Source organism: Streptomyces sp. NBC_00250, from assembly GCF_036192275.1.
Lineage (GTDB): Bacteria > Actinomycetota > Actinomycetes > Streptomycetales > Streptomycetaceae > Streptomyces.
On record NZ_CP108088.1, the window covers coordinates 2,690,556 to 2,706,654 of the forward strand.

Here is a 16,099-nt window from a genome sequence, read left to right on the forward strand (position 1 = left end):
AGGGGCCGTCGGGCCTGCCCGGGGGTTGCTCGCGCCGATTAGGGTGGAAGGGCCCCGCCCACAAAGGCACAAGGGTGCTCGACCACACCAGGAGGCAAAGTGAACGGCGATCGCGACGAGATCCGCGGGGGTTGGAGTCCGCCCGCCGACGATCAGTCCGACGCGGATCCCGCCGAGATGACGGGTGAGTTCACCATCGACTACACCCCGCCTGCCTGGTACACGCAGAACGCGTCGGGCGGTGCGGGGGCCGGCGGTGCCACTCCCCCGCCGCCGAGCGGAGCGCCGGTCCCCGTACCGGGGCTCCCGGCGGGCAGCGGCTTCGAGCCGAGCTGGAACGCGGGGGCTCCGCCGATGGGCGGGCCCCAGGGGGGTACCCCCGCGGCGGGTACTCCTGCTGTCGGCGGACCCGCCGTGGGTGCGCCTCCGGTCGACGGGTACGGGGTGGCTCCGGTGGCCGTACCTCCGGCTGTCGTACCTCCCGCCATGACGCCCCCGATCGTCACGCCTCCGGTCGTCACGCCCCCCGTCGCCGGGGAGCAGGTCGCCGCGGCCGGCGCTTCGGTGCCGGGCGCCTTCCCGCCGCCCGCCCCGCTGCCGGGCACGTCGGTGCCGGCGCACGCGCCCGCGCCCGAAGCGGCCGCGCCCGCGACGCCGTTCGGGGGCGGGAACGTCGAGAGCGGCGCGACCATGCGCTTCTCCCCCGCCTCGCTCCAGCGTGAGATCGCGGAGCGCACGGCGGAGGCCACGGCGACGCCCGAAGGCGGCGCCGCGGACGTGACGGACCCGGGCCAGGAACAGGTCGACGCCCCCGCACCGGCCGGGTCCGTCGTCGAGGAGCCGACCGGGACCGCCGACGACAGCGCCGCCCAGCCCGCCGAGGGCGCGGACGGCAGCGCGTCCGCCGAGGTCGACGCGGCCGACGAGACCGGTTCCGGCGCCGCGGAGAGCACCGCTTCCGCGGGCGTTCCGGAAGTGCACGACGAGTCGGCGGCCGAGGAGGCCGCCGATGCCCTGGCCCGTGCGCACGCGGACGACTCCGGGGATGCCGGAGCTGCCGGGGACGCCGTGACGGACTCCGCAGCGGTCACCGATGCGTCGGTCACCGATGCGCCGATCGCCGACCCGGCGGTGACCGACGCCGCACCTGCGGACGCCTCCGGCGACTCCGTGGCCCCGGACGCCCTCCCCGCCGCTGCCGAAGCCCTGACGGAGCCCCTGGCTCCCGCCTCCTACCCGTCGGCCACCGACCCCGCGCCGCAGGGCTTCGGTCCCGGTACGGCTCCCGGCCCCTTCCCGGGTGCCGCGCCCGCGCCCGGGCAGCCCTTCCCGGCCGCCGGTCCGCAGGCCGGTGCCGGGTTGCCCCCGCTGCCGCCGTCCTTCCAGCCGGCCGCTCCCGGGCCCGCCCAGCAGTGGCCCGCGCAGCCGGGCCCGGGCGCCCAGCCGGTTCCCCAGGCCGCGCCGTTGCCGCCCGCCGCCGCCTGGCCGGCCCCCGCGACCCCCGAGGCCACCGGCCCCGTACCGCCGCAGGCCCAGCCGCAGCCCCAGACGCCCGGAGCGTACGGCTACCCGCACGCCCAGCAGGCGCAGCCCGGCCAGCCGCAGCCCCCGCAGGCCGGCGCCTACGGCTACCCGCAGGCGCCCCAGGCCCCGGAGCCCCAGGCCCAGCCGCAGGCCCCCGCCCCGCAGGACGGCTACGGCTTCCCGCAGCCCGGGACGCCGCCGCAGCAGGCCGGTTACGGCTACCCGCTGGGGGCACCTCCCGGGCCGCAGGGCCCAGGGGGACAGCCCGGCGCTCCCGGTGGCGTACCGCCGCAGGCCCAGGGCGGTTACGGCTATCCGCACCCCGCCGCCGTACCCCCGCAGGCCCAGGCCCCCCAGGCTCCCCAGGCCCCCCAGTACCCGCACGACGGGCAGCCCGTCGATCCGCGGACCGGGGCCGCCTGGCCCTCGCCCGTGACGCACGATCAGCGGGAGCGGTCCGTGCCGGGCGCCCCGCTCGGGTACAACGCGGCGGTCGAGCTGTCCTCCGACCGCCTCCTGCGGAACAACAAGCAGAAGCCCAAGTCCAGCCGGACGCCCGGTGGCGCCGCCGCCCGCTTCAAGCTCGGCGGGAAGAAGGAGGAGGCGGAGCGTCAGCGCAAGCTGGAGCTGATCCGGACCCCCGTCCTCTCCTGCTACCGGATCGCGGTCATCTCGCTCAAGGGCGGTGTCGGCAAGACCACGACGACCACCGCGCTGGGCGCGACCCTGGCGACCGAGCGGCAGGACAAGATCCTGGCGATCGACGCCAACCCGGACGCCGGCACCCTGGGCCGCCGGGTGCGGCGCGAGACCGGGGCGACCATCCGTGACCTGGTGCAGGCGATCCCGTACCTGAACTCGTACATGGACATCCGCCGGTTCACCTCGCAGGCGCCGTCCGGTCTGGAGATCCTCGCCAACGACGTGGACCCGGCCGTCTCGACGACCTTCAACGACGAGGACTACCGGCGGGCGATCGACGTCCTGGGCAAGCAGTACCCGATCATCCTCACGGACTCGGGCACGGGTCTGCTGTACAGCGCCATGCGCGGGGTGCTCGACCTCGCCGACCAGCTGATCATCATCTCCACGCCCTCCGTGGACGGCGCGTCCAGCGCCTCGACGACACTGGACTGGCTCTCCGCGCACGGTTACGCGGACCTGGTGCAGCGCTCGATCACGGTCATCTCCGGGGTCCGCGAGACCGGAAAGATGATCAAGGTCGAGGACATCGTGCAGCACTTCCAGACCCGCTGCCGCGGTGTCGTGGTCGTGCCCTTCGACGAGCACCTGTCGGCCGGCGCCGAGGTGGACCTCGACATGATGCGGCCGAAGACCCGGGAGGCGTACTTCCACCTCTCTGCGATGGTCGCCGAGGACTTCGTGCGGGCGCAGCAGGCGCAGGGCCTCTGGACCGGCGACGGCCAGGGCGCGATGCCGCCGCACATGGCCCCGCCGATGCCGGGCCACCAGATGCCCGGACAGCCGATGCCCGGTCAGCAGGCGCCGGGGCAGCCGATGCCCGGACAGCCGCTGCCGGGGCAGTTCGCGCCCGGTCAGCCCGTGCCGGGACAGCCGTACGGGGCCCAGCCGATGCCCGGTCAGCAGGCGCCCGGCCAGCCCGTCCCGGGGCAGCCGTACCCGCCGCAGCAGCCGTACGGACAGCAGCCGGCGCCGGGGCAGCCGTACGGCGCGCAGCCCGCGCCCGGACAGCCGTACGGGTCGCAGCCCATGCCCGGACAGCCGATGCCGGGCCAGCCCTTGCCGGGGCAGCCGATGCCCGGCCAGCCCGCCCCGGGTCAGCCGTACGGAGCACAGCCCGCGCCCGGACAGCCGTACGGCGCGCCTCCCGGTCAGCCCGGCATGCCCCAGGGCTGGCAGCAGCCGCAGCCCGGCCAGCCGCTGCCTCCGCAGGCCGACCCGCAGGATCACGGTCAGGGGCAGCCGCAGGGACAGGGTCAGGGCCATGACCAGGGACAGGGGCAGGTCCCGCCGCCGAACTGGCATCAGCAGCAGCCTCCGCAGGCTCCGCCAGCCCCTCAGCAGTAAGGCGTCACAGGAGTAGACCAATGAGGCCCCGTACCGGTTCACCGGTACGGGGCCTCTTGGCATTCCCGCAGCCCACAAGGGGTTTGAGGGATCGTTGACGACGGCAGACCACCGCTGATAAACCTTCGCTTCACTCACCGTCAGCCCAAGATCCACGACAGATCCCCCGACGCGAGGTCACGTCCCATGGTCATGGTCACGAAGGTTCCGCCCCGTTCCGCCCCCGCTCACAGAGCCCTCCGTCTGCTGCTCGCCTCCGGTGTCACCGCCGTTTCGCTCGTGGCCGTCCCCGGTACCGCCGTCGCGGAGGACGACAAGTCCGCGGGGAACACGCTCACCGTCGCCGTCTCGCAGAGCATCGACTCGCTGAGCCCGTTCCTCGCCCAGAAGCTCACCTCGACCAGCATCCACCGGCTGGCCTACGAGTACCTCACCAACTACGACGCCAAGGACGCCCGCACGATCCCGGGCCTGGCGACCGCGTGGACCCCCTCGGCGGACAAGCTGACGTGGACGTACACGATCCGCGAGGACTCGAAGTGGTCCGACGGGAAGCCGGCCACCGCCGAGGACGCGGCCTGGACCTTCAACAAGATGATGACCGACCCGAACGCCGCCACCGCCAACGGCAGCTTCACGGCCAACTTCGCGCAGGTCACCGCACCCGACCCGAAGACGCTCGTCATCCGGCTGAAGAAGCCGCAGGCGACGATGACCGCGCTCGACGTGCCGATCGTCCCGAAGCACGTCTGGGAGAAGGTCGGCGACTTCTCGAAGTTCAACAACGACAAGCAGTTCCCCATCGTCGGCAACGGGCCGTTCGTCATCACGGACTTCAAGGTCGACCAGTACATCAAGCTCAGGCCGAACAAGACGTTCTGGCGGGGCGCGCCGAAGTTCGACGAGCTGGTCTTCAAGTACTACAAGGACGGGGACGCCGCCGTAGCCGCGCTCCAGAAGGGCGAGGTGTCCTTCGTACCGAACCTGACGCCCGCCCAGGCCGCGGCGCTCAAGACGCAGAAGAACGTCAAGGTCAACGACGCCCCCGGGCGCCGCTTCTACGCCATCGCCACCAACCCCGGCGCGAAGGCCCAGGACGGCAAGACCTTCGGCAACGGCCACAAGGCGCTGCTCGACCCGGAGGTGCGCAAGGCGCTCTTCCTCGCGGTCGACCGCACCACCCTCGTCGACAAGGTCTTCCAGGGTCACGCGGTCGAGGGCGAGGGCTACATCCCGCCCCGCTTCGGCTCGTACTTCTGGAAGCCGGAGGGCGGACAGAAGCGCGCGTACGACCCCGTCGGGGCGGAGAAGGCCCTCGACGCGGCCGGCTACCGGAAGAACGCCGACGGCAAGCGGGTCGGCAAGGACGGCAAACCGCTGGAGTTCCGGATCCTCTGTCACGCCACCGACCCGAACGACAAGGCGGTCGGCAAGTACCTCCAGGAGTGGTGGGGCAAGCTGGGCATCGGTCTGAAGGTCGAATGCCTGGACAGCGTCTCGGATCCGTGGGTCAAGGGTGACTACGACCTCGCGTTCGACGGCTGGTCGGTCAACCCCGACCCGGACTACGTCCTGTCGATCCACACCTGCGGCACGCTCCCCGCGACGCCGAAGGACTCCGGGGCCACCGACAACTTCATCTGCGACCAGCAGTTCGACGGGCTCTACGCGCAGCAGGCGGTGGAGTACGACACCGCCAAGCGGGCGGATCTGGTCAAGCGGATGCAGTCCCGGCTGTACGACACGGGGTACATGAACATCATGGCCTACCCGAACGCCCTCGAGGCGTACCGCACGGACCAGATCAAGTCCATCACGACCATGCCCGAGGCCGCCGGAAACCTGTGGGGCCAGGACGGCTACTGGAGCTGGTGGTCGGCCGTGCCCACGGCCTCCGCGTCCGACAGCGACAGCTCCGGCTCCTCGACGAACATCTGGCTGATCCTCGGCCCCGCCGCGCTCGTCCTCGTCGCCGTGGGCGTCTGGACCGCCCGCCGCCGTCGCACCACCGCCGACGACCGCGAGTAGTCCGTGACGACAGCGAGCACCCCCGCCGACGTGGCGCGGGCCGAAGAGGCCCGCGCCACGGACGGCGCACCCCGCACCGGTTCCTCCCTCGGCTATCTCCGCCACGCGGCGGGCAAGCTGGGCGGCGCGCTCGTCTCCCTCTTCGCCGTCCTCGTCACCAGCTTCTTCCTCTTCCGGATCATCCCCGGAGACCCGGTGAAGGCGATGACGCACGGCGTCCCCACCTCCGCCGAGCAACTCGCCACACTACGACGTCAGTTCGGCCTCGATCTGCCGCTCTGGCAGCAGTTCACCGACTACTGCGCCAAGGCGCTGAGCGGTGACCTCGGCACCTCGTTCCAGTTCCGCGCCCCGGTCGGCGAGCTGATCGCGGAGAAGCTGCCCGCGACGCTGCTGCTCACCGGCGTCGCCGTGGTGATCTACTCGGCGCTCGGGCTCTGGCTCGGCACCCGTTCGGCCTGGCGCCACGGCGGGCTCGGCGACAAGCTGAACACCGGGATCGCGCTGACCCTGTGGTCGGTGCCCTCCTTCTGGCTCGGGCTGCTGCTCATCATCGTGTTCTCGGTCGGCATCGGTCCGATCCCGGGACTCTTCCCGACCGGCGGCATGGAGTCGGGCACGGGCGAGACCGGCTTCGCCTACGTCCTCGACGTCGCCCACCACCTCGTCCTCCCGGTCGTCACGCTCGTGGCCGTCGGCTACGCGCAGACCCTGCTCGTGATGCGCTCCTCGCTCCTCGACGAGATGGGCGGCGACTATCTGACGACGGCGCGGGCGAAGGGGCTGCGCGACGACGACGTGCGGCGCCGGCACGCCGTGCCGAACGCGCTCCTGCCGACCGTGACCATGATCTTCATCAACCTGGGCCATGTGGCGGCCGGTTCGATCCTGGTGGAGACGGTGTTCTCCTGGCCGGGGCTCGGCGGGCTGTTCTACCAGGCCCTGAGCGTGCCCGACCTGCCGCTCGTCCAGGGCCTGTTCGTGGTCTTCGCCGGAGCGATGATCCTGATGAACCTGATCGCCGACCTGCTCTATCCGCTGCTCGACCCCAGGGTGGGCCGATGACCTCGACCGAGCCGACGCTGTCGTCGGCGGCCTCTCTGCGGTGGGAACGCCGCCGCAGCTCGGTGGCCCGCTTCTGGAAGGCGTACCGCACCCATCGCGCCGGGCTCTTCGGCCTCGCCGGGCTCGCCCTCATCGCGCTGCTCGCGCTGACCGCCCCGTGGACCGTCGGCGCCGACGTGCAGTCCGTGACACAGGCCCCGGGCACCGCACTGGAGTCACCGAGCGCCGAATTCCCCCTGGGAACCGATCAGTTCGGGCGTTCGCTGCTCGGTCTGCTGATCTGGGGAGCACGGATCTCGCTGCTCGTGGGACTCCTTGCGGCGGCGCTCTCCGTCGCCATCGGCACCCTCGTGGGGATCATCGCCGGACACTACGGCGGCTGGTTCTCGACCGTCGTCATGCGGATCACCGACTGGTTCCTGGTGATGCCGACGCTGGTCCTCGCGATCGTGCTCGCCACCGTCATGTCCCGGTCGATGTGGACGGTCGTCATCGCCATCGGGGTGACCTCCTGGCCGACCACCGCCCGCCTGGTACGGGCCCAGACGATCGCGGTCGAGTCCCGCCCGTACATCGAGCGGGCGACCGCGCTCGGCGGCGGCCACGGGCACGTCATGAGCAGGCACGTGCTGCCGAACGTGATGCCGCTGGTCCTCGCGCAGACCACCCTCGGCATCTCGACCGCCATCCTCACCGAGGCCACCCTGGCCTTCCTCGGACTCGGCGATCCCACGGTGGTCTCCTGGGGCGGGATGCTCCAGGACGCCCGCGAGGCCGGCGCGGTCTCCTCCGGGCACTGGTGGTACCTGGCCCCGCCCGGCATCGCCATCGCCCTGGTCGCGCTGGCGTTCACGCTCTGCGGCCGGGCCGTCGAGTCCGTGCTCAACCCGAAGCTGGGGGTGGGGCGATGAGCCTCCTGGAGGTACGGGACCTGAGGGTGACGTACGGGTCGGGCGCGGCCGCCGTGCCCGCCGTCCGCGGGGTCGACCTGACCCTGGAGGCGGGCAGCAAGCTCGGCGTGGCGGGCGAGTCCGGCTGCGGCAAGTCCACGCTCGCACTCGCGCTGCTGCGTCTGCTTCCCGCGTCGGCGCGGATCGAGGGGCGGATCCTGCTCGACGGCGACGACGTCCTCGCCATGAAGTGGGGGCGGCTCCGGGCCGTGCGCTGGGCGGGTGCGTCGATCGTCTTCCAGGGCGCGATGCACTCGCTGAACGCCGTGCACCGGATCGGGGAGCAGATCGCCGAACCGATGCTCGTACACGGGCGTGCGACCCCGGCGGCGGCCCGCAGGAAGGCCGGCGAGCTGCTCGAACACGTCGGTCTGCCCGCCGCGCGCGCGGCCGCCTATCCGCACGAGCTGTCCGGCGGGCAGCGGCAGCGCGTGATGATCGCGATGGCGCTCGCCTGCGACCCTCGGCTGATCGTCGCGGACGAGCCGACGACCGCGCTCGACGTGATGATCCAGGCGCAGATCCTGCGGCTGATCGAGCGGCTCGTAGCCGAGCAGTCCATCAGCCTCCTGATGATCAGCCACGACCTGGCGGTCCTCGCCGACACCTGCGACCGGCTCGCCGTGATGTACGCGGGCCGGGTCGTCGAGGAGGGTCCGGCGCGGGCGGTGTACGAGTCCGCCCACCACCCCTACGGCCGGGCGCTGTCCTCGGCGTTCCCCCGCGTCGGGGACCTCGCGTCCCGGCGGGCACCGCGCGGACTGCCCGGCGACCCGCCGGACCCGGCGGAGCTGCCCGCCGGATGCACCTTCCATCCGCGCTGCCCGGTGGCGGTGGACGCCTGCACGGAGCTCGACCAGGAACTGCGGGACGCGAGCGCGGGACACCGGGCCGCCTGCGTCCATGTCGGGAGTGCGTCATGAGTACGGAGACATCCACCGCGCCCACGGAGACGTCCACCGGGTCGCTGCTGTCGGCGCGCGGACTGCACGTCACCTTCCCCGGGCGGCGGGGCGCGCCGCCCGCGCGCGCCGTCGACGGGGTGGACCTGGACATCGGCGCGGGCGAGATCGTGGCCCTCGTCGGGGAGTCGGGCTGCGGCAAGACGACCCTGGCCCGCTCGCTCCTCGGTCTGGTCCGCCCCACCTCGGGGACGATCGCCTTCGACGGGAAGCCGCTCGCCTACTCCTCCGGGGCCCTCAAGGCCTACCGGAAGCGGGCGCAGCTGGTCCTCCAGGACCCGAGCGGCTCGCTGAACCCCCGGCACACCGTGTACGACGCGGTGGCGGAGGGGCTGCGGATCCACGGATACGCGGGCGACGAACGGGAGGCGGTCGCCGGCGCCCTCGCACGGGCCGGACTCCGACCTCCGGAGCGCTTCTTCCTGCGCTACCCGCACGAGCTGTCCGGCGGGCAGCGGCAGCGGGTGGTCATCGCGGGCGCGCTGGTGCTGGAGCCCGAACTCATCGTCGCCGACGAGCCGGTGGCCTCGCTGGACGCGTCCGTACGGGGCGAGATCCTGGCACTGCTGCTGCGCCTGCGGGACGAACTCGGCCTGTCCGCCCTGGTGGTGACGCACGACCTGGGTCTCGCGTGGAACATCGCGGACCGGGTGGCGGTGATGTACCTGGGCCGGGTCGTGGAGACGGGGACGGTGGAGTCCGTCCTGACCCGGCCTCGACATCCGTACACACAGGCGTTGTTGTCGGTGCTTCCGGAGTCCGGTGGCGCTCCGGTGGTGCTGACCGGTGAGCCCCCGGACCCGTCCCGCATCCCGTCCGGCTGCCGCTTCCACGCCCGCTGCCAGGTCCTCGCCTCGGGCGAGGCGGCGGCGGTCGCGGACCGCTGCCGCGGCGAGAGCCTGCCGGTCCTGGGCGGCGGCGGGGATCAGGCGGTGGCCTGCCACTGGGTGACGCGGGAGGCGGCGGTCTGAGCCGGTCGGCTCAGAGGGTGGCGGGCGTGGCGGGCGGCTTGCCCTGACGGGCCTAATCGGCCTGGGGGTGCTCCAGGTCGTACGCCTCCGTCAGCTCGCGGCAGCGCTTCACGTCGCCGGCCATCGCTTCCAGGAGGTCGTCCAGGGTGTCGAACTTGAGCATCCCTCGGACGTACTCCAGGAACTCCACGGCCACGTGCAGCCCGTACAGGTCGAGGCCCTCGCGGTCGATCGCGTACGCCTCGACCGTCCGCTCCGTGCCGTCGAACTGCGGGTTGGTGCCGACCGAGATGGCCGCCGGCATCCGCTCCCCGTCGGCCGTCAGCCAGCCGGCGTAGACGCCGTCCGCCGGGATCGCGGTGTGCGGGAGGGTCTCGACGTTGGCCGTCGGGAAGCCGAGCTCGCGGCCGCGCTGCGCGCCGCGGACCACGATGCCCTCGACCCGGTGCGGGCGGCCGAGGATCTCGGAAGCCCCGGCCATGTCGCCCTCGGCGACGAGCCGGCGGGTGAGGGTGGAGGAGAAGGGCTGGCCGCCGCCCGCGGAGCCGCTGACGTACAGGTCGATGACCTCGACCTCGTAGTCGTAGGTGGCGCCGAGCTCGGAGAGGAAGGCGACGTTTCCGGCGGCCCGGTGTCCGAAGCGGAAGTTGGGGCCCTCGATGACGGCCTTCGCGTGCAGCTTGTCGACGAGCACCTTGACGATGAAGTCGGCCGGGGACAGCTGGGAGAACTCGGCGGTGAACGGCAGCACGAGCACCGCGTCCACGCCGAGGCCGGCCATCAGCTCGGCGCGCCGGTGGTGCGGGGCGAGCAGCGGCGGATGGCTGCCGGGCCGTACGACCTCGGAGGGGTGCGGGTCGAAGGTGACCACGACGGACGGGACGCCGAGTTCCCGGGCGCGCTCGACGGCACGCCCGATGATCAGCTGGTGCCCGCGGTGCACCCCGTCGTAGGAGCCGATGGTGACGACGCTGCGCCCCCAGTCCTGGGGGATGTCCTCCAAGCCACGCCAGCGCTGCACTGTGACCGCTCCTCGTCCGCCTGTTCGCCGATTACGCAGGTCTAAGACTGCCATGCCCACGGCCATCGGTTCGCATCGGCATGGAAGTGCCGTGGCTCAGCATCGTCCGGAGGGTCTCCTGACCGAGCAGCGGCGCCCAGCGGGCGGGGTCGGCGACCGTCCAGGCGGCGAGCAGCGCGGCGAAGGCGGGCCACGTGCGGACGAGTCCCGCGAGGACCGGGTCGAGCAGCCCGGCGCCTTCGGGGGTACGGGCCCACAGCTCGCCGACCCGGTGCGTGAGCGCCCGGGTGCGCGGCTCGCTGCGCCGCTCCGCGCCCTCCGCGGCGGCCGTCAGGAGGGCGTCCAGGACGGTGAACTCCCCCGATTCGGACTCGTACCGCTCGTGCTCCAGGAGTACGTCGAGCAGTTCGGCCCGCAGATGCCGGGAGGCGCCGGTGCCGGGGGCGGCGAGGACGGGGGCGAGCGCGCGGCGGACCTGCGCGGGCCGGCCCCGGATCAGGCCCGAGACGAGCGGGAAGAGTACGGTCCGGGCCGCCGGACCGTACTCGAACCGTCGGTCGACGAAGTCGGCCACGTGCCCGGCGCCCTCGGGGTGGCGGGCGACGTACTCGCGGACGAGGGAGGCGACCCGGCGGGCGAGGGCGGGCGTGTCGACCTCGGCGAGGGCGCGCAGGGCGGCGGCCGGGACCTCGCCCGTGCCGTGGAGCCGCCCCCCGAAGGCGGCCAGGACCGGCCCGGGGTCGGCCGCCAGGGCCTCGGCGAGGGCGCTCGCGGGCACCTGGGGCTCGGCCAGGGCGCGGGGCAGGTGGCGGTCCCGGGCGTGCGGGTCGCGGATCAGCAGGCCGAGGGCGGCGCCGTGGAGGGTCCGGTCGCCGGGACGGGCGAGCAGGGCGAGGGCGGCGTAGCGGAGGAGTTCCCGGTCGGTGGCGCCGGTGGCGTGACCGGCGACCAGCTGCCCGTACGTGGCGGCCGCGACGCGCCGCTCCGGGCGCCCGTCGTCGTGGGCCCAGCGGTCGACGGCCCGGCAGACGGCCGAGGGCTCGTCCTCGGCGAGGGCGGCGAGGAGGCCGTCGGCGAGCGGGTGGGCGGTGGCGACGAGCGCCTCGCACAGGTCGTCGACGGCGAGTCCCCGATGGGTGTGCAGGAGGGTCTGGGCGGTGGTGGCGACGGTGGCGTGCGGGGCGGCGGGGAGGGGGCGCTCGTCGCCGAACCAGCGGCAGAGCAGCGGCTGCACACCCCGGGGGTCGGCGGCCAGCAGGGCGGCGACGGCGTCGAGCGACCGGTCTTCGCGGGGTTCCGGGCCGGCCGGCCGGTCGGCGGGGACGAGCCGCCGCAGCAGATCGATCCGTTCGTCCTCCCCGAGCGGAAGCCCCAGCCAGAACTCCGGGCCGAACGCGGCGAACACGGCGTGCCGCTCGGCGCGGGCCCCGATCCGGTCGGCGAGCAGCCGCAGCACGGGCAGGTACGGCCGGGGGTCCGGCAGCCGCCGCACGCTCTCCCCGAACAGCCGGGCGGCCCACCAGGGCCCGTCGCCGGGAGCCCCGCGCTCCTCGTCCGCGAAGCCGGCGAGGGCCTCGGCGAGCGCGGCGAGGCGGGGGGCGAGGGCGGCCGGGCCGCGCTCCCGGTGGAGCAGCAGGAGCGCCTGGAGGACGGGGCCGATGCGGTGGCGCGGGACGGGCGGGGCCGGGGGTGCGTTGCCGGGGGTGCGTTGCCGGGGGACGGCGGGCGGGGCGGCGGGGTCGGCGGTACCGGCGGGCGGGGCAGCTGCTTCAGGACCGGCGAGGGGGCCGAAGGGGCGTCCCGGAGGGGATCCGAGCCCCGGGGAGAGGAGTGCCTCCAGGGCGCCGTCCAGGTCCAGGTGTGCCGCCTGCACCCAGTCCGCCAGCTCCTCGTGGGCGAAGCGGTAGCCGGAGCCCGCGGGCACCAGCAGTCCTTCCGTGAGCACCGCCGGGGCCCAGCCCTCCCGCCAGGGGAAGAGCTCCTCGAAGGAGGCCCGGTCGAGGACGCCGTGTCCGGGGCCGAGGCAGCGGCGGGCCGCCTCGTGGACCTGGCCGGTCACCCGCGCGGCGAGGCGGCGTACGCCGTTCCCCCGGAGGAGGGGCCGGGTGCCGGCGGCGATCCGGACGGCGATCCGCAGGCACATCAGGTCCAGATGGGCGGTGAAGATCTCCTCGCGGCCCGGCCGCCCGGGTACGTCCCCGGGCAGCGCGGCCCGTACCTCGGCGAGCAGGCGCAGGGCCAGTGGGTGGCGGGCGTCGGCCTCGGCGAGGTCCGTCTCCCCGAGCCCGTACCCCTCGCGTACGGCCCGTGCCTCCGTCGCTGAGTACGGCCCTAGGACGAGGGCGGCGGGCAGCGCCGCGGGCAGTCCGTCCCGGGGGCCTGTCGCCGGCTTGTGCAGTGCGCCCGGGCCGTAGAGGGCCCCGGCCCGTTCCCAGTGCTCGGGGCGGCAGGCGGTGACGAGGTGGGCGTGGTGGGCGCGGAGCCAGTCCTCGGTGGCCGCCGTCCACTCGGCGAGCCGGTGGGCGAGGTGCGGAGGCATCTCCTCGGGGCCGTCGAGGACGACGAGGAGCGGCCGGCCCGCCTCGTGGGCTAGGGCGGCGGCCCGTTCCGGGGTGGCGGTGGCGGTGTCGCCGAGCGCCCCGGAGGCGGCGACGATCCGGCCGGCCTGCTGGAGCGCGCGGCCGACGGCGTCGGCGAGCGAGTCGTCCTCGGCGCGCAGGTCGGCGCCGCGCAGCCGGACGGTGGGGGCGGGCGCGACGCCCCGGGCGCGGCGGGCGCAGAGGGCGGCGAGGGCGGTGGTGCGGCCGGTGCCGGGGGCGCCGACGAGGGCCAGGACGGGTGCCTCGCCCGCCGCGAAGCGGGCGAACTCTCGGACGCACTCGGGCCGTTCGACCGGTTCGGGCCAGGGATCGGGTTCCCGTACGGGGCCGGTGGAGGTGGCGGTGAGTTCCAGGATTCCGGCGAGGTTGAGGTCGGGTCCGTAGGCGGGGACGGTGGCGGCGTTGCGCCGGAGGAGGGCGGTGAGGGGGCCTTCGGGCCGCAGCGGCACGGCGTATCCGGCGGCCTGGCGGTCGCCGTGCAGGGCGGTGCCGAGGACGGCGAGGACGGTGCCGGTGGTGGTGTCGAGGACGGGCCCGCCGGCGGCCTGTCCGCCGAGGCGGAGGGCCTCGGCGCCCTCGGTGCCGATGGCGAGTTCGAGGGCGTCGGCGAGGGTGTGGAAGCGGTCGGTGGCGGTGTACGTGACGGCGGCGGGCCCGAGCACCCGGGCCTCGCGCCAGCCGTGGGCGGCGATCCGTACGTACGTGCCGGGTTCGATCTCGGCGCGGGTCGCGAGCGGCAGCGGGCGTACGTCGAGCCCTTCGGTCCGTACGAGCGCGAGGCCGCTCTCCGGCAGGGGGGTGACGGCCTCGGCCTCGGCGAGCCAGGTCCGGTCGCCCGGGGCGTGCAGGACGACACGGCTGAGCCCGTCGACGGCTTCGTGACTGGTGACGACCGTTCCGTGGTGGTCGGCGAGGAATCCGGTGCCGCGAGGCCGGCCCGCCAGATCGCAGATCCGTACCAGCGTCGCCAGGTCCCCGCGTCCCATGGTGTCGACGGTAGGTCGCCGGTGATCACACGACGAACCAGGAAGGGAAACGCGCCCCCTGGCACTCCCCCGTTCACTCCGAGCGCCTCCCTGATCGGGTGATTCCTCGGCGTTCCACCGGACAGGCTCTCCCGGGGGAAAGGTGGGGGAACAACGTGGGGCGGGCACGCGCGCGTGCCCGCCCCACGATGAACCGCTGGGATCAGCCGAAGACGGCCAGGCTCTTGGCCTTGCCCCGATGGTCCTCGACGAGCGCGAGAAGCGTCCCGTCGGGTCCGTAGACCGCGACCGGACCCGCCGGGTACTCCGGCATCTCCAGGCGCACGCCGTTCAGCAGCAGCTTGGCCCGCTTCTCGTCGACGTCCCACCGGGGGAACGCCGCCGAGGCCGCGTCGGCGACCGGCATGACCGTGAGCTCCTCCTGGAGCTGGTCGAGCGTCTTCGCCGAGTCCAGCTTGTACGGGCCGACCCGGGTGCGGCGCAGCGCGGTCAGGTGCCCGCCCACACCGAGCCCGGCGCCCAGGTCCCGGGCGAGCGCCCGGATGTACGTACCGGAGGAGCAGACGACGGAGACGACCAGGTCGACGACGGGGGTGCCGTCCTCGGCGGTCGCCTCACGGACGTCGTACACCCGGAAGGAGGAGACGGTGACCGGGCGGGCCGGGATCTCGAACTCCTCGCCGCCGCGCACGCGCGCGTACGACCGCTTGCCGTCGATCTTGATCGCGGAGACCTTCGAAGGCACCTGCATGATGGCGCCGGTCAGCTCGGCGACGCCCGCGTCGATGCCCTCACGGGTCACCTTGGAGGCGTCGACGGAGGCCGTGATCTCGCCCTCGGCGTCGTCGGTGACCGTCGTCTGGCCCAGGCGGATGGTGCCCAGGTACTCCTTCTCGGTCAGCGCGAGGTGACCGAGGAGCTTGGTCGCCCGCTCCACGCCGAGGACGAGGACGCCGGTGGCCATGGGGTCGAGCGTGCCGGCGTGGCCCACCCGGCGGGTCTTCGCGATCCCGCGCATCTTGGCCACGACGTCGTGCGAGGTGAAGCCCGACGGCTTGTCGACGATGACAAGGCCGTCGGGCACCTTTGCTGCGTTGCTCATTCGGAGGCTTCGTCCTCGCCCGGCTTCTTGTAGGGGTCGGCCTCGCCCGCGAAGGCGGCGCCCGAGGACGCCTCCCGCACCTGGGCGTCCGAGGCCCGCGCCTTGTCGAGGAGGTCCTCGATGGTCTTGGCGTTCTCCGGGAGGGCGTCGGCCACGAAGGCCAGCGTCGGGGTGAACTTGGTCCCGGCCGCGCGGCCCACGGCCGAACGGAGGATGCCCTTGGCGCTCTCCAGGCCGGCGGCGGCGCTCGCCCGCTCCTCCTCGTCGCCGTAGACCGTGTAGAAGACCGTGGCCTCCCGCAGGTCGCCGGTGACGCGGGTGTCCGTGATGGTCACGTGCGTGCCCAGGCGGGGGTCCTTGATGCCGCGCTGCAGCTTCTCGGCGACCACCTCCCGGATGAGGTCTGCCAGCTTCTTCGCCCGCGCGTTGTCGGCCACTGGTCCTTCTCCTTCTTTGCCTTGCTCAAAATCAGTCTTCATCAGTGTGGAGCCTGCGGCGCACCGACAGCAGCTCCACCTCGGGACGGGCGGCGACGAGCCGCTCGCACCGGTCCAGTACGTCGCTGAGGTGTCCCGTGTCCCCCGCCACCATCGCGACGCCGATCTCGGCCCGCCGATGGAGGTTCTGGCCGCCGACCTCCGCCACGCTCACCGCGAATTTCCGCTGGAGCTCGGCGATGATCGGCTTGACGACGGAGCGTTTCTCCTTCAACGAACGTACGTCGCCGAGGAGCAGATCGAAGGACAGTGTCCCCACATACATAGGTGTCCGGATGTCCCGCCGGTTCGGGTTCGGTGTGCCCGCCGACCGCTCGGCGGGAACATCCGAAACCGTACACGCA

General features: G+C 73.6%; 11 protein-coding genes. 6 read left to right on the top strand and 5 right to left on the bottom strand.

Annotated features, from left to right (window positions below; genetic code table 11):
* Window positions 1-99 precede the first annotated feature (99 nt).
* From OG259_RS11920 to OG259_RS11945, 6 genes are all read left to right on the top strand, one after another.
* Complete coding sequence (locus OG259_RS11920; protein ID WP_328942255.1) at window positions 100-3,573, top strand: SCO5717 family growth-regulating ATPase; 3,474 nt, start codon at window positions 100-102, stop codon at window positions 3,571-3,573.
* Between the two features lie 192 nt (window positions 3,574-3,765).
* The gene (locus OG259_RS11925; RefSeq protein WP_328947061.1) at window positions 3,766-5,601 is read left to right on the top strand and encodes an ABC transporter substrate-binding protein; all 1,836 of its coding nucleotides are present in this window, start codon (window positions 3,766-3,768) and stop codon (window positions 5,599-5,601) included.
* A gap of 3 nt (window positions 5,602-5,604) precedes the next feature.
* Window positions 5,605-6,666: an ABC transporter permease gene (locus tag OG259_RS11930; RefSeq protein WP_328942256.1), complete on the top strand. Its 1,062-nt coding sequence runs from the start codon at window positions 5,605-5,607 to the stop codon at window positions 6,664-6,666.
* Window positions 6,663-7,577 (top strand): ABC transporter permease, encoded by a 915-nt coding sequence (locus OG259_RS11935; RefSeq protein ID WP_328942257.1) that lies wholly within the window; start codon window positions 6,663-6,665, stop codon window positions 7,575-7,577. The genes OG259_RS11930 and OG259_RS11935 overlap by 4 nt, the downstream gene beginning before the upstream one ends.
* Window positions 7,574-8,539 carry an ABC transporter ATP-binding protein gene (locus tag OG259_RS11940; RefSeq protein ID WP_328942258.1) on the top strand — a complete coding sequence of 322 codons (966 nt, stop codon included), beginning with the start codon at window positions 7,574-7,576 and terminating at the stop codon, window positions 8,537-8,539. Before OG259_RS11935 ends, OG259_RS11940 begins: the two co-directional genes overlap by 4 nt.
* Entirely contained in the window at window positions 8,536-9,549 is a 1,014-nt protein-coding gene (locus tag OG259_RS11945; protein WP_328942259.1) for an ABC transporter ATP-binding protein, read from the top strand. Before OG259_RS11940 ends, OG259_RS11945 begins: the two co-directional genes overlap by 4 nt.
* 52 nt (window positions 9,550-9,601) lie before the next feature.
* On the opposite strand, the gene OG259_RS11950 is transcribed toward OG259_RS11945, so the two are convergent.
* From OG259_RS11950 to OG259_RS11970, 5 genes are all read right to left on the bottom strand, one after another.
* Window positions 9,602-10,570 (bottom strand): bifunctional riboflavin kinase/FAD synthetase, encoded by a 969-nt coding sequence (locus OG259_RS11950; protein ID WP_328942260.1) that lies wholly within the window; start codon window positions 10,568-10,570, stop codon window positions 9,602-9,604.
* A 31-nt stretch (window positions 10,571-10,601) separates the two neighbouring features.
* Entirely contained in the window at window positions 10,602-14,156 is a 3,555-nt protein-coding gene (locus tag OG259_RS11955; RefSeq protein ID WP_328942261.1) for a serine protease, read from the bottom strand.
* 202 nt (window positions 14,157-14,358) lie between these two features.
* Complete coding sequence (gene truB, locus OG259_RS11960) at window positions 14,359-15,258, bottom strand: tRNA pseudouridine(55) synthase TruB (protein ID WP_328942262.1); 900 nt, start codon at window positions 15,256-15,258, stop codon at window positions 14,359-14,361.
* The gene (gene rbfA / locus OG259_RS11965) at window positions 15,255-15,695 is read right to left on the bottom strand and encodes a 30S ribosome-binding factor RbfA (protein WP_328942263.1); all 441 of its coding nucleotides are present in this window, start codon (window positions 15,693-15,695) and stop codon (window positions 15,255-15,257) included. The genes truB and rbfA overlap by 4 nt, the downstream gene beginning before the upstream one ends.
* 31 nt (window positions 15,696-15,726) lie before the next feature.
* Entirely contained in the window at window positions 15,727-16,020 is a 294-nt protein-coding gene (locus OG259_RS11970) for a DUF503 domain-containing protein (protein ID WP_266897298.1), read from the bottom strand.
* Window positions 16,021-16,099 lie beyond the last annotated feature (79 nt).